15 protein-coding genes are annotated in these 22,579 nt (G+C 56.5%); 7 read left to right on the top strand and 8 right to left on the bottom strand.

What is annotated here, in order from left to right; all coding sequences use genetic code 11:
* Window positions 1–10: 10 nt before the first annotated feature.
* Together E1956_RS42500 and E1956_RS42495 are read right to left on the bottom strand one after the other, a co-directional pair.
* On the bottom strand, window positions 11–313 hold the full coding sequence (locus E1956_RS42500; protein ID WP_134759480.1) for a DUF3892 domain-containing protein: 303 nt from the start codon (window positions 311–313) through the stop codon (window positions 11–13).
* A gap of 291 nt (window positions 314–604) precedes the next feature.
* Complete coding sequence (locus E1956_RS42495) at window positions 605–2,323, bottom strand: FAD-dependent monooxygenase (protein WP_134759478.1); 1,719 nt, start codon at window positions 2,321–2,323, stop codon at window positions 605–607.
* Between the two features lie 439 nt (window positions 2,324–2,762).
* On the opposite strand from E1956_RS42495, the gene E1956_RS47190 reads away from it, so the two are divergent.
* Together E1956_RS47190 and E1956_RS47185 are read left to right on the top strand one after the other, a co-directional pair.
* The gene (locus E1956_RS47190; protein ID WP_232072289.1) at window positions 2,763–3,452 is read left to right on the top strand and encodes a hypothetical protein; all 690 of its coding nucleotides are present in this window, start codon (window positions 2,763–2,765) and stop codon (window positions 3,450–3,452) included.
* A gap of 12 nt (window positions 3,453–3,464) precedes the next feature.
* Window positions 3,465–3,863 carry an RNA-guided endonuclease InsQ/TnpB family protein gene (locus E1956_RS47185; RefSeq protein ID WP_232072287.1) on the top strand — a complete coding sequence of 133 codons (399 nt, stop codon included), beginning with the start codon at window positions 3,465–3,467 and terminating at the stop codon, window positions 3,861–3,863.
* A gap of 71 nt (window positions 3,864–3,934) precedes the next feature.
* Here the strand turns inward: E1956_RS47185 and E1956_RS42485 are convergent, their stop codons facing one another.
* The 4 genes from E1956_RS42485 to E1956_RS42470 all read right to left on the bottom strand — a co-directional run bounded on the left by E1956_RS42485 (window position 3,935) and on the right by E1956_RS42470 (window position 8,753).
* A complete protein-coding gene (locus tag E1956_RS42485; protein ID WP_134759476.1) occupies window positions 3,935–4,846 on the bottom strand; it encodes a LysR family transcriptional regulator in 912 nt (303 codons plus the stop codon).
* 593 nt (window positions 4,847–5,439) lie between these two features.
* Entirely contained in the window at window positions 5,440–6,528 is a 1,089-nt protein-coding gene (locus tag E1956_RS42480; protein WP_134759474.1) for a porin, read from the bottom strand.
* A 245-nt stretch (window positions 6,529–6,773) separates the two neighbouring features.
* The gene (locus E1956_RS42475; protein ID WP_134759472.1) at window positions 6,774–7,814 is read right to left on the bottom strand and encodes a homoserine O-acetyltransferase family protein; all 1,041 of its coding nucleotides are present in this window, start codon (window positions 7,812–7,814) and stop codon (window positions 6,774–6,776) included.
* Window positions 7,815–8,387: 573 nt separating this feature from the next.
* Window positions 8,388–8,753: a BON domain-containing protein gene (locus tag E1956_RS42470; RefSeq protein ID WP_134759470.1), complete on the bottom strand. Its 366-nt coding sequence runs from the start codon at window positions 8,751–8,753 to the stop codon at window positions 8,388–8,390.
* Window positions 8,754–9,117: 364 nt separating this feature from the next.
* On the opposite strand from E1956_RS42470, the gene E1956_RS42465 reads away from it, so the two are divergent.
* The 4 genes from E1956_RS42465 (at window position 9,118) to E1956_RS42450 (ending at window position 16,185) form a co-directional block, all read left to right on the top strand.
* On the top strand, window positions 9,118–12,732 hold the full coding sequence (locus tag E1956_RS42465; protein WP_134759468.1) for an indolepyruvate ferredoxin oxidoreductase family protein: 3,615 nt from the start codon (window positions 9,118–9,120) through the stop codon (window positions 12,730–12,732).
* Between the two features lie 1,105 nt (window positions 12,733–13,837).
* A complete protein-coding gene (locus tag E1956_RS42460) occupies window positions 13,838–14,728 on the top strand; it encodes an alpha/beta fold hydrolase (protein ID WP_167760311.1) in 891 nt (296 codons plus the stop codon).
* Window positions 14,729–14,767: 39 nt separating this feature from the next.
* Window positions 14,768–15,376 carry a cupin domain-containing protein gene (locus E1956_RS42455; RefSeq protein WP_134759464.1) on the top strand — a complete coding sequence of 203 codons (609 nt, stop codon included), beginning with the start codon at window positions 14,768–14,770 and terminating at the stop codon, window positions 15,374–15,376.
* Window positions 15,377–15,801: 425 nt separating this feature from the next.
* Window positions 15,802–16,185, top strand: a complete 384-nt coding sequence (locus E1956_RS42450) for a BON domain-containing protein (RefSeq protein WP_134759462.1) — start codon at window positions 15,802–15,804, stop codon at window positions 16,183–16,185.
* A 1,519-nt stretch (window positions 16,186–17,704) separates the two neighbouring features.
* Here the strand turns inward: E1956_RS42450 and E1956_RS42440 are convergent.
* Together E1956_RS42440 and katG are read right to left on the bottom strand one after the other, a co-directional pair.
* Window positions 17,705–18,052, bottom strand: a complete 348-nt coding sequence (locus E1956_RS42440) for a BON domain-containing protein (RefSeq protein WP_134759460.1) — start codon at window positions 18,050–18,052, stop codon at window positions 17,705–17,707.
* Between the two features lie 514 nt (window positions 18,053–18,566).
* Window positions 18,567–20,747, bottom strand: coding sequence for a catalase/peroxidase HPI (katG, locus tag E1956_RS42435; protein ID WP_134759458.1), 2,181 nt, complete (start codon window positions 20,745–20,747; stop codon window positions 18,567–18,569).
* A gap of 600 nt (window positions 20,748–21,347) precedes the next feature.
* Here katG and E1956_RS42430 point away from each other — a divergent pair.
* Complete coding sequence (locus E1956_RS42430) at window positions 21,348–22,154, top strand: extracellular solute-binding protein (protein ID WP_134759456.1); 807 nt, start codon at window positions 21,348–21,350, stop codon at window positions 22,152–22,154.
* Window positions 22,155–22,579 lie beyond the last annotated feature (425 nt).

The raw sequence follows: 22,579 nt of genomic DNA, 5'->3' as shown, positions 1-22,579 counted from the left end.
GGCAACCCAATCAGAATTGCGGCAAGTTTTCGAGGTTGTCTCTCAATGAGTTGTCTTGCTTGGTCTTCAGAAATTCTGTGGTGACTTCGATAACCTCTAGCTTGCTGCCGTAGGCCCACTTGCCCTCTGCGTTTTTTACAATGCTCGAAAACGTTTTACCTTTTTTAATCAGCTCGATCACTTGAGGCCGGGTTGCTTCCTGCGAGGCGCCGACGCTCCCGTCTTGACCAACTGAATGGATTCGAAGTTTGGTGATATGTGTCTTGTCCTTGTTGTATTCGACGGCCGACACGTAGTAATCAAATTTCTTCAATTTTTACTATCCTCGGTTGTGGTTGCCACTAGACTTACACTGATGATCTCCAGCCTCGACCGAGAAGGTTTTTGGGCTAGAGGACGGAAGTATCGTCGTGGCTTTGCGACAAAGAACTGCTGGCTCGCTACAACGCGTGCAGGGATTTGGCCAGCTAGCCAACTCGCTGCCTATTCAATCAGGAAGCCGCTTTGGCCTATTTGAGTGCCACCGCCGCATCCATCTACGCATACACGCGAGCGCGGATTCGGATGCGGCTATATGTCACTGAACGCCTGGGCCGGAGCTTGATTAATGGTGAGTTTGATAGCCAAGCGCACAATCGAGAGCTGTCCGGAGGTCTTGCAGCACATCCTGCGTCGCTGAGGCAGCGCGGTATGCGACGTGACCGTCCGGTCGGACAAGCACTGCACCCGTCGGCCCGACTCCATACAAGTCGCCGAAGCTGACCGCTTCGGGAACCAAGTCTCCGTCGGCCGCTACACGAAGAGGCTGGATGCGCGGTTTGTGCCCTTTGTTTAGCTCGCCTGCGGCGCTGATCCATGCGTGTCCGTCTGCGCCGGTAAGCAACACGAAATCCTGATCGAATAACGAAACGGCTGAGATTCTGTGATTCCCGATTGCCGTCCGTGCCCAAAAGTGAGGAGCACGCCAGCCCGGCTTCGCGTGTGGTACATATTCGATCACAGCATTGCTTACAGGCGGAGGACTCACGTTATCCGGAACGAAGGCACCTGGTCCTTCCGTACCTTCGTAGTGGATCCCCAAGTCCAGCCCAATCCAGTTACCGTACTGCTTTGATGAGGCAACGATTCGACGTCGCTCTTCAACGGAGGATGATTCACGCAAGGCACGCATCATCTTTTCGATGTAGCCGGCATTGACTTTCGCAAACTCGCAATTGCGGAGTGCGGCTTCTCGCCGCTCATTGTTGTAGGTATCCAGTAGGGCGTCGGGAGCAACGCCGCGTAACACGGCCCCAAGTTTCCATGCAAGGTTGTGGGCGGTATGGATCCCGGTATTGAGCCCCCAACCACCGTGAGGAAGAGTCCTATGTGCAGCATCCCCGGCGAGCAGGAGTCGCCCCTTGCGGAACGTGTCTGCAACGGATACCGTCAAAGTGTACTTATAGTACTTGACCAACTCGATATCCAAATCGGCTTCATCGGGAACGCCGACCATCCGGCGAATCCTTTGGATCACATGCTCTGATGTCCACTCGTCTGGATTTTCTGAGTTTGGATCGTACTGAATCTGAACAGACCAGTTGTCGGCACCATCGAGTGGATGGAAAACTCCCGCCGCGTCGGGCGCCAAGGTCCAGATCAGGGCGCCTTCTCTCCCGTTTGAATAAGCACTAAGGTCACCGTGAAAACGCGCAGCAACAAACGAGCGATACGTTGCGTTGTAAGCATCGCCGATCTGTGCCGACCAACGGAGGCTGCTCTTTCCACCATCAGCAGCAATCAGATATTGCGCACGGATTCCGAGGGGGGCGACTTCTTGTGGCGCGCTGCGATCTGCGATTCTGACTGTCACCGCGGAACCGTTGTCGACGTAGTCAACGACTTCGTGGTTAAAGTGAATGGTGCATTCCTTGAAGCTTCTCGCTTTTGCATACAACATAGGATCGAGACGATCCTGCGCCGCCACGCGATATTCACATGCAGAATGGTCCGCTGCCATCCCGGGTCCCATGTTGCCCGGCATTATGCCGATGAGCTCGCCGGCCATCGTCTCTGTGTAGACGAATTGTCGTGCCCATGTAGGCGGTAGCGAACCACGCCGCAACTCTTCTCCAAGGTCAAGTTGGGTTAGTATTTCGACGCTCCGCACGTTGATCCCACGCGCGCGCGGCATGGTATTTATCTGTTCGCGCTTCTCAAAAATAATGTTGCGAATCCCCTGGCGCGAAAGAAGGATTGAAAGCATAAGCCCGACCGGACCTGCGCCAGCAATGACAACCGGAACGTCAAATTTCTGTTGGTCTGAGGGTGCTGTGTGTGTCATAGGTGCTCCTGTGGCTCTGGTAAGCGTTGTGTACAGGTGCCTACTGACCACCTTCTCCAGGTAGACCCAAATGGCGACCGCAACGCAACGACGGTTGATCTGGCCGATAATGAAGCATCTACGTCCAAAGTGGAACCACGTGAGAATGAACACCCCATATCACGATTCTGAATAACGCCGAAACAAAGCGTTATGGGCCGGACTTACGCACGAATTCAGGAGTTGCTTGTGCTATTGAGAAAGCAGCGTCCGGCAGGGGGTGTGTCCAAGTTCGCGTTAGCTATATACAAACAGACGTCGTCTTTATCCGCAATCGGCCTGAAAACCTCGGCCTTCAGGCCGGGGATGAAAGGCGGGTGTAGACAGCGAAGGAGGATTGTCGTGATTTTCAAGGGGAGAATCCAGGTGTGCCTATACGGAGAAACAACCGTGTCGGCACATGAACCTCTCCACCCGCGTCCTGCGCTTCAGACTCAAAGACAAGCATGCAAAGCTGTTGCGTGAGCTCGCGCGCGAGGTGAATCTGGTCTGGAACTTCTGTAACGAGTTGTCGCTGAAAGTGTGGCAACGCGAGCAGCGCTTCCTGTCCGGCTACGACTTCCATCCGTTCACCAAAGGAGCCGGCAAGGCGGGACTGGGACTACACTCCCAGACCCTCCAGGCCATCGGAGAGGAATATGCTGTGCGTCGCAAACAGGCCTGCAAGACGAAATTGCGCTGGCGTGTGTCGGGCGGGTCCCGTCGCTCGCTGGGCTGGATCCCGTTCAAGGCCAGTGCCATCCGCTACCGGAATGGGCAGGTATTCTTCGCCGGCAAGGCACTCTCGCTGTGGGACAGCTACGGCCTGTCGAAGTATGAGCTCGGTGCCGGGAACCTCAGCGAGGACGCACGTGGTCGCTGGTACCTGAACGTGACCCTCAAGGTTGAGAAGACGCCCAGGCCGGCCACCGGCATGGGCGTGAAGTCGGTTGGGCTTGACCTTGGGTTGAAGGACTTCGCCGGCACCAGCGACGGCCACGTCATAACCCTCGAGAGGCACTACCGTAACCTCGAGAAAGAGGTCGCAAAGGCGCAACGCGCCCGCAAGAGGGCGCGGGTACGTGCGCTTCACGCAAAGATTAAAAACTAACGGAAAGACCAGTTGCACAAGCTTTCCACGGCGCTCGTACAGGAGTACGGCGCCATCTTCATCGGCAACGTGAACGCTTCGGCACTCGCGAGAACACGGATGGCGAAATCCATGCTCGACGCAGGCTGGAGCCTGTTCCGGACCATGCTGCAGTACAAGTGCGATGACGCAGGCGTGTGGTTCGATGAGGTCGATGAAGCATATTCAACCCAGACTTGCAGTTGCTGTAACAGGCGCACGGGCCCGAGAGGTCTGGAAGGTCTTGGAATAAGGGAATGGGCCTGCTTCGAATGTGGCGCGTATCACCATCGCAACATCAATGCAGCAGTGAACATTCTCGCGGCGGGACGTCGCCGTCTAGCTGTAGGAATCCCCGTCCTTCCCGCGCAAAGCGCGGCAGCTGCAGGCTGAGGGCGGGGAGGACGTCAAGACGTAGAAATGTACCCATGGCGACGGAGCGGCGACAATAGAGCGTTGAGGATTCACTGTTCCTGCGCAGCGAAGTGCTCGTAAATGAGTTGTCGAAGCCATTGGTTCCCGGCATCCCTGTGATTTTGCGCGTGCCAAAGGACATTGATGCTGATTTCCGGAATATCAATTGGACACGGTGCAGTCGCGAGAGTCTCGGTGCCGAACGCCCGCCTAGCGTAGGCTGCAGGAACGATGGCAACCATGTCAGTCGACTGCAAGATGTAACCTACGGCTACAAAGTTAGGAACATGCAACTTTACGTTTCGTTTCACCCTAGCTCGGTCAAGCATGGCTTCAATCGCTGAGTATCCTGTGCCTTCCGCGAGAACGCTAACGTGTTCAGCCGCCTCGAAACCCTCTCTTGTGCACCCGAGAGTTTCGAACGGATGGCCTCGTCGAAAGAGGCAGACATACTGCTGGGAAAAGAGTTTGCGTTGAAAGAATCCGAAATCGAGATCTGGTAGCAAGCCGATGGCGAGATCTATCCTGCCGCTTTCCATCTCGTCACGCAGGTTCACGGCGGTGTTACGCACGGAATTGATCGTTATCCCGGCGCCGGCCTTGGACAACAATTGCATCAGAGCAGGAAGGAAGTAGATCTCGCCTACGTCGGTCAGAGCAACATTGAAATTCCGGTTGCTAGTCGCAGGATCGAAAATTGATACCGCATTGACGCTATCGAGTATGACCCGTAACGCATGGGCGATTGGCTCGTTGAGGTGTTCTGCAAAGCGGGTAGGAGTCAGCCCCTTGGATGTTCGCAGGAAGAGATCGTCGCCGAGCATTTTGCGCAGTCTGTTTAGCGAATTGCTGACCGCTGGTTGGGACATACCTAGACTTTCCGCTGCCTTCGACGCGCTGCCTTGCGCGAGCAACTCGTGGAGCACAAGGAGGAGGTTGAGGTCGAGTTCTCGCAATTTCATACTTAGGCCACTTACGTGTTTGAAGGTCGCCTGGCGGCTCCAGCGGAGACGCCGACCGATCCCGATAGATCAGATGAAACGTCTAAAGCGACGATGTCCGTTCGTCTGAGGTAGGGGCGGTGCACGAACAGCTTCCTCTTGATGAGCATAGTGCTGCGCGAGCGCGGGAAGGTCCAGTGCCACAATCGCAATGCTTGCGACCGGGAAATCAGCGGTCTGCTGAACGAGTTTGCCAAAACTGTCAGCCTTGCGCAATGATTGTGTATTCTCGAAAGCGACGCCCCTTTCGCGATTCGCACGGTTACGAATTTTGCTATTGAGGCCGCGTGTCCATATCGCGTGCGAAACAGCCAGCGAGCAGTGTGTCGTCCATCAGGGGGACACGACGTGACTAGGTCCTATGAGGACAGCAGGAGTGATGTCCTCATAGAATCTAGGCTGTGCAAGCCTGATCACATTTGTGTCGGGTCTTTGCGCCGCGTCCGTCTACACCTAAGCGATGATCTCGAGTTGGGTTTGGGCAGAGTGTCGAGCGGGCTTTGGGCGCGCGAACGCGCCACGGAGAGAGAGGCGAAATAGCTTTTGTCGCAACGTCAAAACTCAGTCTCGAATCCGACCCGAGCGATGAACTGATTTGGGCTGCTAGAAGATCCGTTCGGGGTCGTGATCCCGTTGATCAATGCATTCGCCCCACTGTTTGCGCGTTGATATACGCCGGTAAGGTAAACAGTGCTCCGCTTCGACAACGTATAAGAAAGGGTAGCTGTGCCTTGATTTGCATGGTTGTTGCTGAGTGCGGCGTTGCCATCCATGTACATGTAATTCGCGCTGACAGCCCACGCCGCATCTATCTGGTACAACGCTCCTACTTGTCCCTCCCAAATCGCAGCATGATTCGCACTGTTACGAACGGTAGTGAAGAGCGCGATTGTTCGGAGCTTACCGAAGGTATAGTGCCCGCCCACTCCCCAATTTTGTATGCTTAGTTGACTTTGCGCAACCGGGTACTTTACGTTCGTGTATGCGGCATTGAAACCGGCGGGTCCGGCTGAATAGTTCAGGGCAAAGCTGCACGCGTTATTAGCACCGATGGAGCCAGGCACGCCGCCGAAGCTATACATTGCGCCCGCAGAGAAGCCGGCAAAGGTAGGAGTGAGGTACTTGACAGAATTCTGAATTCTCTCTCCGGCCATTCGATCCCAGTCAAACGCTCCCGTCGGATTACCCGGGATCGCCAATTTGTTGAAAGGGCCGTTACGGAAGCCGTAAAGACCGACGCCTGGAAACGTCGCGGCGTCGTTGAAACCAAATGTCAGGGAATCCGTCATAAAGTCGTACTGGTTCCCAAGTGTAAGCTTACCTAGGGAACGATCGTCTAGACCGACGTACGCCGTCCGGCTGAAGAGGCTCTGACCCGGAAGGATGCTGCCGGTACCGATGGAGTATTGATCCATCAATTCAAAGATTGCCGTCGTGCCTCCACCCAAATCCTCTCTGCCGGTCAACCGTAGGATGTTTGGGAATGCAATGCCATCATCGAATTTCGTGTTGCTGTGTCCAGACTCGTTGCTGATGTATGAGATCCCAGCGTCCATAATCCCGCTCAGCGTCACGCTGCTTTGCGCGAACACCGGGCTGGAAGTAAGCAAAACGCAAATTGCCAGTAAATTCCTCTTCCTCATCTTGTCTCCTTTGGCGTATGTGAATATTTCTTCTTTGGATTAAGCTTTTGATAGCTGTACTAAAATTTTCTGTATGCAGAGGCCTTTGTTCTAGATCAGGAATTTGCGTCAGCGAAAGCGAAATTGACTGACTCCTGACGATGACCAAAAACGACGCGCTTATCCACCCCGCGTGTGAGGGCGGGTGAGTGAAAATTCTTGCGTCCTCGCTAATTCGATCTGGATATCGATGCGGCCACAGCGGATTACCTGCAGGTTAGGCGCGCAATGAAAGTGCGCAGGAGTTCAGACCACTTTTCAGCGTCCACGCCGGAAGCAAAATGGCCGAACTGACTGTCAATTTCGTGATACTCCGCTGTAACACCGGCGCGTACGAATGCTTGCATCACTTCTTCAGCCATCGTGGTGGGGAATAGGCGATCTGTCGACGACAGTGCCAAGAAGACACGAGCCTTGACACCGTCTAAATGTGGGCGGACGTCAAATACCTCTGCCGCCTTCATCAGGATGAGCATCGAATTTGCATCGAACTTATCGGCCCATTCTTCCGCCAGACGTACGATTTCCACGTCACGATCTGCGGCATTTGGAAATTGACGTTCAAGGACCGCATCGATGCCAAACACCTTCAATGTCTCAGATCGCATCTTGGCAACGGTGGACTTCACGCCGGGACCAGAATAGTAATCTCCGCCATTCCAGTTCGGATCGCTTGAAAGTCGCTTGGCAATTCCTGCAACATCGGCAGCCGGGCAGAACGGTGCGCTGGTCAACGCTGCGATCCCGTCGACAAAGTCGGGATATGAAATCGCCCATTGGAACGCTTGGAATCCGCCGAACGACGGACCGACTACAGCGACAAGCTTCTTGATTCCCAGTGCGTCAACCAGGCTGCGCTGCGTCTCGACGATGTCGGCCAACGTGATGTCTGGAAAGGAGGAGCCATACGGGCGTCCTGTCGCTGGGTTGACCGAAGCAGCATTAGTCGAGCCATAGGACGAACCCAACATGTTCGGGCAAACAACAAAAAACCGGTCAGTGTCAATCGGTTTGCCAGGCCCAACGATTTCGCACCATGAGCCTTCAACTGCGCTACTGCCTGGAAGCGCCATGTCTTGCCCGCTTGTGTAGCCATGCGTAAGAAGTACGGCGTTGCACCCGTCAGGCGAAAGCTCACCCATGGTGTTATACGCAATGACTATCTCTTGGAGCGTCGCTCCGCTAGACAGTGTGAGGGCAGGGATCGTATGCGACGAGTTCTTCATTTTCAGGAACAGATTGCTCAACAGGTCAGGGCAAGTGTGGGTCGCTAACCGTAGGTAATAAAGTTCAGCTTAACTACGGTATCGCAAGAGTTATCAGCCGCTACTGCGTCAGTTGTCACCATAGGGGCAGGCGTTTCTGATTTCTCGACTCACTTCTCACACATGGATAGCGTCAACTCAATTTTGCACAGTCGTGACCCACTGTCCGACAGTTTTACGACGGGTCTGACGTGGCAGAATACGGGTGAAATTCTTATCAGGCACGTCAGTCTGTGCTGACAGGTTCGTCTCCACTGTTCTTATTCCACAGACTTGGTTACCGCTAGGCAAACGGCGATCTCGGTATGCAGTTTGATGGGCCCATGATGAACAAGCGGCTGGAAAAGCGGAACGGCCTAGACGGCATATGGGGGTATCACGAAAGTGAATAAGGTGGCCAAATATGCGGCACGAACTTCACTTCTGCGCCATTGGCCGCGCCTGTTTTCGTCATGACAAGATCGAGGTATGGGTAGATGCCGAGCGTGTCGGATTGCGAGCTACGGTTCGGCTGCGGGAAGACTGCGTTCAAACCGTAGCAAGCGAGCGCTGAGCTCAGTTTGGCCGGACTGGCCAAACGACGAGATTGTTGACAATCGTATGTACGCCGGGAGTCTCCTGCACAGCGGCTCCTATCTTGGCGATCTGCTCGCTATTTGATACACGGCCCGTGATTAGAACATCACCGTTCTTCGCCATGATGGCGACGTCACCGAGTTCAAGCCCTTTTATATGCGCGACGTGCTTCCAGACAGACTTCGCAAAAGCCTTGTCTGCCGCACTCGAATGGCGGAATTGTTTGTAAGCGTTGCCCTGGGCGGAGGACGCTTGGGGTTCCGAAGCAGGCTGTGCAGTTGCTGAGCCATGTGCCACGGCCAGAGCGACGCTACTGGCAATCAGTACGTATGCAAATAATCTCATGGTTCTCCTCCATGGAAAATATCTAACGTTTCTTACTTTTATTTATCCATCTCGCCGCCGGAAAAGGATCCTATAGGTCGGTACTCCGGGGCTTGCACTATGATGGACAAAGCGACATGCTCGCGATACCCGATTATATGAATATGGGGGTATAACTAATGTGAATAATGTCGGTCACCTATTGCCGGCAGTCTCTAAATAAGAGAAAACCTCCGCGTGGAAGGTCGGCTTGAGACAGGAGTTCCGGTAGGTCCCGAAAACGACGACAACTCAGAAAAAAATTACTCCATGGTTCAGTTGACAATAGCCGTCACATTTCACGCATCGAATGCGGCGCGTGTTCCTCGTACTCTGGAGACTTTTCATGACGGCACGCCCAGCTTTCGGCGATTCCTCTACCCTTTCCGACTACAAGCTCACCGACAACCTCACCGCCACGCGCGGCCGCATCTTCCTCACCGGCACCCAGGCGCTGATCCGCCTGCCGCTGATGCAGCGCGCGCTCGACCGCGTGCATGGGCTGAACACGGCGGGCTTCATCAGCGGCTATCGCGGCTCGCCGCTCGGCATGATCGACCAGCAGGCCTGGAAGGCCAAGAAGCTGCTCGAAGCCGCCGACGTGCGCTTTTTGCCCGCCATCAACGAGGAGCTGGGCGGCACCGCCGTGCTCGGTACGCAGCGCGTGGAAGCGGACCCGGAGCGCACCGTCGAAGGCGTGTTCGCGATGTGGTACGGCAAGGGCCCCGGCGTCGATCGCGCCGGCGACGCGCTCAAGCACGGCAACGCCTACGGCTCGTCGCCGCACGGCGGCGTGCTCGTGGTGGCGGGCGACGATCACGGCTGCGTGTCGTCGTCGATGCCGCATCAGAGCGACTTCGCGATGATGGCGTGGCACATGCCCATCGTGAATCCGTCGAACATCGCCGACATGCTCGAGTTCGGCCTGTACGGCTGGGCGCTTTCGCGCTATTCGGGTGCGTGGGTGGGCTACAAGGCGATTTCGGAGACGGTGGAGTCGGGCTCGACCGTCGACCTCGACGCCATCAAGACCGACTGGCAAGCACCTGAAGGTTTCACGCCGCCGCCTGGCGGCCTGCACAACCGCTGGCCCGACCTGCCGAGCCTCGCCATCGAGCAACGCCTCGCGGCCAAGCTCGACGCCGTGCGCCACTTCGCGCGCATGAACAGCATCGACAAGTGGATCGCGCCGAGCCCGCACGCGAACGTGGGCATCGTCACCTGCGGCAAGGCGCATCTGGACCTGATGGAAACGCTGCGCCGGCTCGATCTCACGGTCGAGGACCTCGATCGCGCGGGCGTGCGCATCTACAAGGTGGGGCTCTCGTTCCCGCTGGAGATGTCGCGTATCGACGCCTTCGTCTCGGGCTTGACCGACGTGCTCGTGATCGAAGAGAAAGGCCCCGTGATCGAGCAGCAGATCAAGGACTACCTCTACAACCGCAAGGAAGGTGCGCGCCCGGCCATCGTCGGCAAGCACGCCGAGGACGGCACGCTGCTGCTCTCCGAGCTGGGCGAGCTGCGTCCTTCGCGCATCCTGCCTGTGTTCGCCGCGTGGCTCGCGAAGCACAAGCCGGCACTCGACCGCCGCGAGCGCGTGGTCGACCTCGTGGCGCCGCAGATTCTTTCGAACGTCGCGGATGCGGTGAAGCGCACGCCCTACTTCTGCTCGGGCTGCCCGCACAACACCTCGACGAAGGTGCCCGAAGGCTCGATTGCGCAAGCCGGCATCGGCTGTCACTTCATGGCCTCGTGGATGGAGCGCGACACCACGGGCTTGATCCAGATGGGCGGCGAAGGCGTGGATTGGGCCGCGCACTCGATGTTCACGAAGATGCCGCACGTGTTCCAGAATCTCGGCGACGGCACCTACTTTCATTCAGGCATCCTTGCGATCCGCCAGGCCGTGGCCGCGAAGGCCAACATCACCTACAAGATCCTCTACAACGACGCCGTGGCGATGACGGGCGGCCAGCCCGTGGACGGCAGCATCTCCGTACCGCAGATCGCGCGCCAGGTGGAGGCCGAGGGTGTCTCGCGCTTCGTGGTGGTGAGCGACGAGCCCGAGAAGTACGACGGCCATCACGGCCTGTTCCCGAAGGGCACGACGTTCCATCACCGCAGCGAGCTCGACACCGTGCAGCGCGAGCTGCGCGAAACGCCGGGCGTGACCGTGCTGATCTACGACCAGACCTGCGCCGCCGAGAAGCGCCGCCGCCGCAAGAAGGGCGAATTCCCCGACCCGGACAAGCGCCTGTTCATCAACGAGGAAGTCTGCGAAGGCTGCGGCGATTGCGGCGTGCAGTCGAATTGCCTCTCGGTCGAGCCGGTGGAAACAGAGCTGGGCCGCAAGCGCCGCATCGACCAGTCGTCGTGCAACAAGGACTATTCGTGCGTGAACGGCTTCTGCCCGAGCTTCGTGACCATCGAAGGCGGCAAGCTCAAGAAGGCCGCGGGCGCCGCGTTCGATCCGCAGGCGCTCGTCGCGCGCGTGAATGCGCTGCCGCTTCCGGCGACGCATCTGGACAACGCGCCCTACGACATCCTCGTGACCGGCGTGGGCGGCACGGGCGTAGTGACGGTGGGCGCGCTCATCAGCATGGCCGCGCATCTGGAAGGCAAGAGCGCTTCCGTGCTCGACTTCATGGGCTTCGCGCAGAAGGGCGGCTCGGTGCTTTCGTTCGTGCGCTTTGCCGCGACCGATGCGCTGCTCAACCAGGTCCGTATCGACACGCAGCAGGCCGACCTGCTGCTCGCCTGCGACATGGTGGTGGGCGCGAGCGCCGACGCGCTGCAGACCGTGCGCCACGACCGCACGCGCATCGTCGTGAACACGCATGAGATTCCGAACGCCGCGTTCGTGCAGAACCCCGAAGCGAACCTGCACGCCGATGCGCTGCTCGCGAAGATGCGTCATGCGGCGACGGGCGGCGCGACGCTTGCGCAAGATCCGCTTGCGGCCTGCGATGCGCAAGCGCTCGCGCAACGCTTCCTCGGCGACACCATTGGCGCGAACATCGTGATGCTTGGCTTCGCGTGGCAGCTCGGCCTCGTGCCGGTTTCGCTCGCGGCGCTCACGCGTGCGATCGAGCTGAACAACGTGGCCGTGCAGGCGAATCTGCTCGCATTCTCGATCGGACGCCTCGCCGCCGCCGATGGGGCTGCGCTCGAAGCGCTGGACACGCAACGCGTGGCGGCCGCCAAAGCGACGGTGCACAAGCTCACGCAGACGCTCGACGAGTTGGTCGCCGACCGCGAGCAGCGTTTGCTCTCTTACGGCGGCGCCGGCTACGTGAAGCGTTATCGTGCGCTGGTCGATGCGGCGCGTAGCGCCGACCGTTCGGGCGAACAAACGCTCGCACGCAACGTGGCGACGACGTTCTACAAGCTGCTCGCGGTGAAGGACGAATACGAAGTGGCGCGCCTGCATGCCGATCCGGCGTTCCGCGCCGCGCTCGAAGCGCAGTTCGAAGGCTCGGCGGGCCGCGACTTCACGGTCAAGTTCAACATGGCGCCGCCGGTCATCTCGCGCGCGAAGCACGGAGAAGTACCGCGCAAGATGCAGTTCGGCCAGTGGATGTGGCGCGCGCTTGCGCTACTCGCGAAGGGGCGCGGCGTGCGTGGCACGTGGCTCGATCCGTTTGGCCGCACGCTCGAACGCCGTATGGAACGTGCGCTCGCCGACGATTACGAAACCACGCTGCGAGCCGCGCTCGGCAAGCTGGCCGCCCACTATGCCGAAACCGCTGACGACGTTGAGAGGCTCGCGGCTCTGCATCAGCGCGTGCGCGGCTACGGCCACGTGAAGCTGGCGAATCTCGCAGCGGTGAAGCGCAGCGAACGCGAGCTGGCCACGCGCCTGAAGCTCGACGTGAAGACGAGCGCGGTGGTACAGGAAGCCGTCGATTCGGTCAAGGGCGCAGGCGCTTTACGCGGAATTCCGGTAGTGGTAACGAAGTGACACTAACACCGCCCTAAATATCAGGGCTTGTCGGAGGGGACGCCCCGGGAATGCAGCGGCGGCGTGATTCGCCAGATGAAGTCTCCAATCTGCTGAAGGAGTGATGAAACGACGGGAGATTAAGGCTGGTGGCTGAGGGCTGCCTAGGGCCCAAACGTATCCCATCCGTTTTGGGGACTATCAGTTTGGGTCACTGGGCGACTCTTTGTTGTACGTTGCTATGGCCAGCATTCACGACGACGAGTGCCTCGATAGCGGGAGCGCAGCTAAGACTCGCTAACACATGTCGTCAACGAAGCAAGATCAAGTTATGAAGACGGCGAGCTCGATTAGTGGAAGATGAGTGTCGAGCCGACGAACGAAGCAAATGTACAAGGTGCCCGACTCGTCACGTCAGGTGCGCACGTAGTCGACGACCCATCGATCACGCTCCCTAGCCAGTCTTTGCGCTCGATATTTTCGGGAGCGATCTGAACTGTTTTGCCCCGATGCCGCAAGTCGCGCCGGCATCGGCGGCAGTCGTAACCCTTGTCGTCAGGCAATGTGTCTGGCCGTCTGTATGACCTTGCATCCGGACCTGGATCGGCGGAAGTTGCATCCAGTGTCTGCGTATTCGTGATTGGCTGATATGTCCACTTTTAAACCATCGTGTGACGTCGACTGGGCGCGCATCGCTAATCTGTTTCCATGTGACGAAATTAGGCGTTTTACAAATACGCCTCGGCATCCGCGCGATGTCTTGATGACGGCACGCAATCAAGAAAAAGCCCGCACGATGGCGGGCTGAAGCCATATCTTAGTAGATATGGAGGAGACGGGATCAAGTATAGACGCAAAATTGAAGGCGCGCACAAATGGTGTCTCGCTGGGTATCCATTGCGCAATGGAGCGTTGACCTATTTCATTCTATTAGGGAGGAAAACTCCCGCGACGATGAGGCATAGCCGATATGGTGACAAATAATTTACTGTGTCAGTCTTCTCGTCGAAAAGCTTGCTAGATGGTAAACCGTTGGATATGGCAAATAATCGTTTCATTTTTATAATTGAGTGCAGCGCGCTTAGCTATCATACGAAGACGTTCGTCGCACATGGAGCAGGGTTGGATGGCGATTAAAGATCAAGGCAGGCGTGGACATAACTTCATCCTTAACCGCGCATACGATCAGGAACTCGGTGGGGTGCAAGAAAGGTTGTCGCGCTTTCAGTCAGAGTGGCCCGAGCGCCATATCGACATTGGCGGAGCCATATGGTCCTATAGACGCACCGGAGATAGCACGTGCCCGCTGGTTATGTTGCCAGGCGTCCAAGGCGGTGGTGACATGTTCTTTGAGATTGGGTTGAAGCTAGGTCGCCAGTTAGATATGCTTACCGTTACCGCTCCTCCCATTGTTGGTGTTCGGGATCTTGCAGACGCGCAAGCACAGTTTTTGCATAGTTTGGAGATACCTCACGTGGATCTCTTTGGGTCGTCGCTTGGTGGGTACATTGCTCAGGTGTTCACGATTCGATACCCGCACCTTGTGCGTCGACTCTTTCTCTCCAATACCTTCGTAGACGCCGCCCCTTTTCTTGCGACGCAACCCCCATTGGCGGCAATCAGTCGAATGCCCGCTAGCTATCTCGTAAATTCAAACTTGAAATCGATGCTCGGGGCGCCTGCCTTTGATTCGGGGGAAAGGGCATTGCACGCAGTTCTTCAGACACTCGTTGGAACCACGCAGAGCCCGGAGTCCTACAAAGCGCGCGTACTTACTCTACTTGGCGCGGTTCCCGTTTCGCGGGTACCGTTGGCCGACAATGAGGTGGTATTGATTGACGATGATGCTGATCCTGAAATATTGCCGCAAATGAGAAGCACTATCCGGGAGCGCTATCGGAATGGACGCCGCTACACGATTGAGCATGGTGGCCATTTACCTGCAGTGCAACGTCCGAGCGCGGTCATCGATGTGATATGTGCAGAGTTGTTATCCGAACCACTGTCAAATATGTAATAGGTTCGGTTTGTTGATTTCTAGCAGACGGAGATAAATATGACGTTGCCCGTTAGATGGGTATCCAGAGGCGAAATGCTTGGCAAATATGTCGCGCACTTCGGTGACCTCCGTGGATCAGACACAGGCCTTCCGGATAGCGCGATACCGGGACACTACAAGAAAATTCTTAACGTTTTTGGCTTCGATCCCCCCCAAGGCGACGACGCCGTGAACCCTGTAGGCGATGACGCGCACGCGTTGATACGTCCCCAGGCCGGGTTCAGCCTCGGCTTTCTTAAGACGACGCCGGGAAATGGACCAGTAATTCACAATCACAACACGAACGAAACATTCATGCCTCTCGGCGGTACCTGGCGCTTCATTTGGGAGTCAGGCCCGGACCATACCGAATTTGTTGATCTTGAGCCCTATGACGTAATTTCCTTTCCTCCGGGCGTGCCGCGCAGATTCGAGAACCTCAAGCCGACGCGAGGAGAGGCCGAAGGTTTGCTGCTAGCAATTGTGGCGGGGGATGCTCCAGTCTCGGAGGCGATGCCGGGAGTGACACAGATGTTTAAAGATCTCGCCTCTGGTGCCGTGAAGGTTCTCAGCGACGATGGGCAGTCTGTATTGCTTACGTCCTCTAAAGGAGGCTTCGGGGGATAGGCGCCGCTGACAGTCCGGTGGTTCGGAGGCATGCTTGGCTCCCTCAATGATGAAGCTCAGCGCCGCTTTCTGATCTGCGTCGGAAAGCGGCAGCTTCAGCCGGCCTCGTGCGCACAGGACCTATAGGGAGGATAGGCTGTGCGGCGAGTGGGATACACGCGGTGTATACCATCGCCGTAGTCGTTGACGTGTTATTAGTTTGGCATTTCAGAGCGAAGCTGAGAAAATGTCGTCTGGCTGTAAAAACGTTAAGATTTTCGTTCGGATTCTAAAAGGCCGTTGTTTTTGAAAACATTTGTCCGTGTTTAACGTGTCAACTTGACACGCGGGACAGAAGGCTCGCTTTTCGCGTGATCGCCGGGCAGAGTGTGAGGTTTGGCCCGGTACTCCTCTCTCAATGGATATTCAAATCAGTGAGTAAGACAATGAAATTTCGAAAGACTTTGCTTCTGGGCGCTCTTCCAATTCTATTTGCGACCGGCGTCTACGCCCAAGCAGCAGGCAATAGCGTTTCATCTGAAGTAACCGCGACGTCGGCTCAGTCCGCAAAGCCGACTCGGGCAGAACGCAAAGCGATTCGTGTGCAAAACCGGGCGTTCGCGAAGACAGTAAGCCAGGCGATTTTTAAAGATCACGAGCTCGATGGTTCTGATATCGCAGTGTTCGCGAACGCGAAGACGGGGTCCGTCGTTTTGGCGGGCTATATTACGGATGAGTCTCAGGACCAAAAGGCGCAGGACGTAGCGCGGAAAGTGCATGGTGTCACATCGGTGACGAGCAAACTGACTCTCGAGATGGAGGGGAGTTGAGCGGTTGTCGCTCTAGGTAGAACGTAGAGTGTTTCGGATCACATACGTCAACCGGTGATGTTGAGATTGGGTCGACGTTGAGGGGATAGCTCGCGTCGCCGTTTGATCTGAATGAATCGAAGAGACGGCTTGCTGTGTATCGAAATGCTTGACCCTCGTTACTTCCGGAAGGGGGCGTGTATAGCGGCCCCTCCTTTTATGCGCGGAATCTGAACTTGCTGACTTTTGGCTGATACCATAGTGCCTAGAGGTCGGATGGTCTCTTCCTGGAAACTCGCTCACCGTTTGGTGAGACGGTGCTTAAATCCGTTCATGCAGTTTGTCTTCGCAGGGCAAACGGTTGCTCCCCGCGGAGTGCAGCGGCGCGAGCGTCACTCACAGGGGTGCCTTTCTCACTCCAGCGGGTCAAGCCGCCATGGGGGGGCGAGTCAGTGCTCGCGCGCACTCGCCCGTCTGGTCGAGCAGCAACATTTCTGCCTCCGACAACGTCAGCGGGGTTTGAGTTGGCGCCGGCATTAAACTGCAAACACATGGAAGTTCCTTCGGCTCCGCCAACCGTACAGGCGCGGCGAGAAGACGGACGGCATGTCAACTAGGTCTTCGGTCAACTGCTGCTCACGTGAACGGGCTGGTACTGCGCACACACGAGACGTAATTGTGCGTTTTGGCACGCTCGAAAGGCCTGAGCATACAGGAGGAAGCGCTTTAAATCGGGGATCCGTCCATCACCCAAAGATCCGACTTGGTGGGGCCGATATTTGTGCACGCTGGATCGGTGAGTTGATGGTTTGGAAGACCTTCTTGGCCGCACAGCAGGATACGAGGCAGCCACGGAAGCCTTCTGGATTTTCCTCAGTACTTCCGGACACCTTTAGGTTGATGATTCGGTCCTGCGCCGGAGCCCCCGTGGTCAGCGATACTTCAGCGCACTATTGGGATGCTGCTCGTTGTAATGCCCGAAGGCAATGTCGACATTGCGTATCCGCGCAAACTCGTCTACACCTGAGTTTTCCTACAAACTTGCGGACATCGAAACTACGCAGAATATGCCTCATGTCGAGCTACCGGACGTCGAGCTGAACGCGGCGAGTTTGGTTGCTCGAGTGCGCCGTGATGGCTGCCCCTATGCTAACGATGACGCGGCGTGAGCTACGAAAGGGGGACGCAGCGTCGCTGACGCCAGCACTCAGAGCGTTAGAGGGAATTGCGACTTGTCGGCGCTGGAACGCGTGCTATTTGCCTAGCCCGAATCGCCACGCCGAGTCACAGTGTGGCGGCCGTCATACAGATGCAGGATCCTGTCCAGTTACCGGCAGCGGAGCTTTCCGCAGCATCCGACCGCATCGACATCATACCGCGTGCCCGATAGGACATACGATTTGATCTACGACCGCAGTTCCGAAGTCGTATAGCGCCTCGCGCTCGACGGTAATTTTGCCGATGATCACCGTCACGAATCCGGGGCGGGCTAGCGTTATCCACCCCGTCTCGTGCGGGTCTCCGTAGAACGAACGACGCGTCAGTGACCGCCTTCTTCGTAGACGGTGAGATAGTTCTTGACCGAATTCACACCGGGAACCTGACCTGCGATTGTCGCAGCCTTATCGATGTCGGTCGAATTGGGAACTTCGCCGTCTAGGCCTACGTCACCGTGCTTCGCAATTACGCGGACGTCTACAACGTCAAGCTTCTCCTTCTCAAGCGCGATGAGAACATTGTGCTCGAGTATATGGTTCGCCTTGCGTGCCTCGGCTCGGCTTGCATGAGGTGTGGACGCTGGAGTTTGTGCGAAGGTCATTGCGGACTGACCTGCGAAGAGAAATGTTGCGGATAGTCCGATTGCCAGACGCTTGACTAGTGGCTTCATCTGTAGGCTCCCATGAGTTGATGGATTTAAAGATTCGCTCTCTCCCGCTCATTGCTGGCTGCAACATACTATCTGCGGTCCAGGGTATAGGGGGATACGCTCAACTAGATTATGAGCAGAAGTGGAGCAAACTGCGTTCGATGAAAAACTGCTCTTTTAGCTTTTGCACGAAGACGGAAAAAGTACCTCCATTGGGTTTGATCGACGCAACTTGTTAGATACCGCTTTCGTGTGCTGCGCAAGTCGCGGAATTCGACGTTAACCGCTAGATTGCTGCGAATTGAGTCGAGCCCCTGTTATCGAGGAACTCCGTTCTGATTGTGATGCATCAATTTCTCCGTATACTGCAGCGGCCTGTGCGCCGCCTCCGTCGATTCGGTCGAATTGTGACATCACGAGATCTACGAAAATCGATGTTCGATTTGCGCGCGAGGAGGTGCGGTGTTCGGAGTGCCGGAATTAGGCTTTCGAAGGAGTGCGCGACCGAGCACTCGCCCGGCCGCGTTCAAGGTGCTCAACGTAAGTCGAAGCGATCGAGATTCATTACCTTGGTCCAGGCGCCGACAAAGTCATGTATGAAATAGTCCTGAGCATCTGAGCTCGCATAGACCTCAGCGATGGCGCGGAGTTGGGAGTTCGAGCCGAAGACGAGATCGACTCGCGTGGCCGTCCACGTTACCTCGCCCGTATTGTAATTCCGGCCCTCGAATAAGGCATTTGCGTCCGATACCGGGGTCCACACGGTGCGCATATCGAGCAGATTTCTGAAGAAGTCGTTGGTCAATACGTGAGGTCGGTCAGTAAAGACGCCGTGCTGCGTCCCGCCGAAGTTCGTACCCAAAACCCGCAGGCCGCCCACCAGCACTGTCATCTCCGGAGCTGTCAGCGTTAGCTGTTGAGCTTTGTCAACCAATAGAGCCTCAGCCGATATGGTCGACGCGCTGTTGATGTAGTTTCGAAAGCCGTCTGCCGTTGGCTCAAGCACGTCCATGGACACGACATCTGTTTGCTCTTGTGAAGCGTCCGTTCGTCCGGGTGTGAACGGCACAGTAACCTGGTAGCCAGCATTCCTCGCGGAGGATTCGACAGCTGCGCAGCCTCCGAGCACAATCAGGTCGGCGAGAGAAACCATCTTCCCACCGCGCTGGACGCCGTTGAAAGCGTTCCGAATTGCTTCGAGTTTGCCCAGCACAGCCCTGAGCTGGGCGGGCTCATTCACATCCCAGTCCCTCTGAGGTGCCAGACGGATCCGGGCTCCGTTGGCACCACCGCGTTTATCCGAGCCACGAAATGTAGAGGCCGAAGCCCACGCCGTTGAAACCAATTCCGAAACGGATACTCCTGATGTCAGGATGATCTCCTTAAGCCCCGCAATGTCCTGTGCGTCAATTAACTGATGATCGACGGCGGGGATCGGATCCTGCCAATCGAGTTCGTCTGCGGGCACTTCTGGGCCAAGGTATCGCGCGCGTGGTCCCATGTCACGGTGTGTCAACTTAAACCATGCACGCGCGAACGCGTCGGCAAACTGGTCGGGATTCTCGTAGAATCGACGCGCAATCTTCTCGTACTCAGGATCGAAACGCAGCGCTAGATCAGTGGTGAGCATTGAGGGTGCGCGGCGCTTAGATGGATCGAATGGGTCAGGGACTGTGCCAGCTCCAGCATCGCCCTTCGGTTTCCATTGATAGGCACCCGCAGGGCTTCTCGTGAGTTCCCATTCGTATCCGAACAAGTTCCAGAAAAAATTACTGCTCCATTTTGTTGGCGTGGTGGTCCAAATGACTTCAAGGCCGCTGCCAATCGCGTCTCTTCCTTTGCCAGTACCGAAGCTACTCTTCCAACCGAGACCTTGCTCCTCAAGGCCGGCCGCTTCGGGCTCCGGCCCAACCAGCGAAGCGTCGCCCGCGCCGTGAGTTTTGCCAAACGTATGTCCGCCGGCGATGAGCGCGACCGTCTCTTCGTCATTCATAGCCATGCGCGCGAACGTCTCCCGAACGTCCTTCGCGGCTGCGATTGGATCGGGATTGCCGTCTGGGCCCTCGGGGTTGACATAAATAAGTCCCATTTGAACAGCTGCGAGCGGTTTGTCGAGGTTCCGCTCGCCAGAATAGCGTCCATTGGCCAACCATTTGGTCTCTGAGCCCCAATATACGTCTTCGTCCGGTTCCCAGGTGTCCTCGCGGCCAGCGCCGAATCCGAAGGTCTTGAAGCCCATTGATTCAAGGGCGACGTTGCCGGTGAGGACGATCAAGTCGGCCCACGAAATCTTTCGGCCATACTTCTGCTTTATCGGCCATAGCAGTCGACGTGCTTTGTCAAGATTTACGTTATCGGGCCAGCTGTTAAGCGGCGCGAATCTTTGTTGCCCGGATCCCGCGCCGCCTCGTCCGTCGCCGGTCCGATAGGTTCCGGCACTATGCCACGCCATGCGTACAAAGAAGGGACCGTAGTGGCCGAAGTCTGCTGGCCACCATTCTTGCGAATCGGTCATTAGTGCCTCCAGATCCTTCTTCAACGCGGAGAAGTCCAGGCTCTGGAATTCCTTTGCGTAGCTGAAGCCTCGCTCCATGGGGTTAGACAGGGTCGAGTGCTGATGGAGGATCGACAGGTTCAGCTGGTTGGGCCACCAATCTCGGTTCGATCTTCCCCCAACAGATGTACGAATGAATGGACACGTCGCTTCTGTAGACATCAAATTTCTCCATAAAAAATGCTTTGTGAAAGTAATATGTCAAACTGTGCAATACAAGATATCGGTTAGTTATACTTAGTGATAGGTGGCGCCACATCTCTCTAACATATATGGTTATAGAGGATGTTAGACGCCTCTTCGCGGGTTGATATCGTGATCCGTCATACGTCCTTTCTAACCTACTGCAGCAAGGTGGTCTGGTTCAACCGATCGAAGTTCCGCACTGTCCTCGTCTGAAACGGTCTTGGTTCATCGGTCGGGTCTTGGTCGTCGGGCGAATCGTTGTATCCCGGTTGGTGTCTGCCACCTGCGCAGGCGTGGTGTTGAGATATCGTCGGCGCCGCTGACAAGCGTGTGGGAGATGTTCAATGAAGCACCGACCTACAGAGCCGTTGGACTTGTCTTCCGTGCCGCCATCGCGCATATACGAAGCCGCTTGGATAAAAAAGCACTATCCCCTTGTTTCACGTTCTTACCTGCACCCTTCAACGCGGCACGTATGAGAGACCTTCGAAAAAGTGAAACGACCAGGGTTCATCTACGTTTTCCGCAGGAGCACCCACGAGTATCGGACAATTTGAACTATCGAAGGAGCTGGAAATGAGGAGTTTTTTAGAAAAAACACTACTGGTCGCTTTGATATCAGCTGCGACTGCTCTATCGGCGATGGCACACGAGGATCCGGACCCCTCGATCAAGCACAATGCGCGCGATGGCATCGTCAGGCTGTACGGGGCTGGTGGACCTGATACAGCTTTCAGGAAAGTTGCGGCAGTGTTTACGCAGGAGACGGGTGTCAAGGTTGAAGTCACTGGCGGCCCAGAGCCAACGTGGTCAAAGAAGGCTCAGGCGGATGCAGATATCCTGTGGGGAACCTCGGAAGAGGATGTAACTGCGTTACTGGAGACCTACAGGGACTTCTCGTGGAGCGACGTGACACCGATCTACATTCGTCCGGCGATTATCGCTGTCAAAAAAGGAAACCCAAAAAACATTCGAAACTTTGACGATCTGCTTAAGCCGGGCGTGCGTATCGTTGTAACCGAAGGCGCCGGTGTCGCGAATACATCTGGAACTGGCACTTGGGAGGACATCGCGGGACGGACTGGGAAGCTGACCGATGTTAAACAGTTTCGGCGGAACATCGTCGGGTACGGAAAGGGCAGTGGACCGGCATTTCGCATGTTTGTGGACAAGAATGCGGATGCGTGGATCACCTGGCCGGACTGGCCGATCACACACCCGGACCTGGCAGACTACGTTGAACTACCTACCGACCGCACGATTTGGCGAGATGTAAATGTGGTGCTGGCTCCGGATGCAGATCCCGAGGCTCGTCAATTTCTCGATTTTCTGAATAGTGAAAGAGGTGCGGCAATAATGAGAACCGAGGGATGGGTCCGGTAAGCGGTAGCTAGCGGGAGTTATATCTCGTTGGCGACAGGATGACTTGGAGGCGTAGGTCGGGCAGTCGGATATCGAAGGTGGTGTTGGTTGCGAACTCGTGCTGATTATCCTAACAGAGTTGGCGAAGCTACTGCTGCTCTGAGTTGGGTGCATGGGAGACTTACTTGTACCTTCCGCATAGCCGAACGAATGCAACTTCCGTGCTGCGTGCGTGCGCGGTTGAGTAGCCACCATTCGTTCCCGAGAGACCTATCGATGGAGGGGCGTGACGAGCACCGTCGCGCCCCCGGGCCGTCCCTCACGCGCGAGATCGCATCGAAATCTTGCCGTCGTTGCAATGAAAAGCAGCGCCGTTCATTGCGACCCCTACGTTGTAGGGCTAGGTACGATTTGAACCTATTGTGAATCGACTGCGCGATAGCAGC

It is taken from the genome of Paraburkholderia pallida, assembly GCF_004524855.1.
Classification (GTDB): Bacteria; Pseudomonadota; Gammaproteobacteria; order Burkholderiales; family Burkholderiaceae; genus Paraburkholderia; species Paraburkholderia oxyphila.
Note: the sequence above shows the minus strand (reverse complement) of the source record. Positions and strands in the feature narration are given on the sequence as shown.

Bases quoted from the DNA above. Each gene is read 5' to 3' on its own strand.
- E1956_RS42495 (WP_134759478.1), bottom strand. From the start codon at position 2,323: ATGACACACACAGCACCCTCAGACCAACAGAAATTTGACGTTCCGGTT.
- E1956_RS47190 (WP_232072289.1), top strand. From the start codon at position 2,763: ATGAACCTCTCCACCCGCGTCCTGCGCTTCAGACTCAAAGACAAGCAT.
- E1956_RS42485 (WP_134759476.1), bottom strand. From the start codon at position 4,846: ATGAAATTGCGAGAACTCGACCTCAACCTCCTCCTTGTGCTCCACGAG.
- E1956_RS42480 (WP_134759474.1), bottom strand. From the start codon at position 6,528: ATGAGGAAGAGGAATTTACTGGCAATTTGCGTTTTGCTTACTTCCAGC.
- E1956_RS42470 (WP_134759470.1), bottom strand. From the start codon at position 8,753: ATGAGATTATTTGCATACGTACTGATTGCCAGTAGCGTCGCTCTGGCC.
- E1956_RS42465 (WP_134759468.1), top strand. From the start codon at position 9,118: ATGACGGCACGCCCAGCTTTCGGCGATTCCTCTACCCTTTCCGACTAC.
- E1956_RS42460 (WP_167760311.1), top strand. From the start codon at position 13,838: ATGGCGATTAAAGATCAAGGCAGGCGTGGACATAACTTCATCCTTAAC.
- E1956_RS42455 (WP_134759464.1), top strand. From the start codon at position 14,768: ATGACGTTGCCCGTTAGATGGGTATCCAGAGGCGAAATGCTTGGCAAA.
- E1956_RS42450 (WP_134759462.1), top strand. From the start codon at position 15,802: ATGAAATTTCGAAAGACTTTGCTTCTGGGCGCTCTTCCAATTCTATTT.
- E1956_RS42440 (WP_134759460.1), bottom strand. From the start codon at position 18,052: ATGAAGCCACTAGTCAAGCGTCTGGCAATCGGACTATCCGCAACATTT.
- katG (WP_134759458.1), bottom strand. From the start codon at position 20,747: ATGTCTACAGAAGCGACGTGTCCATTCATTCGTACATCTGTTGGGGGA.
- E1956_RS42430 (WP_134759456.1), top strand. From the start codon at position 21,348: ATGAGGAGTTTTTTAGAAAAAACACTACTGGTCGCTTTGATATCAGCT.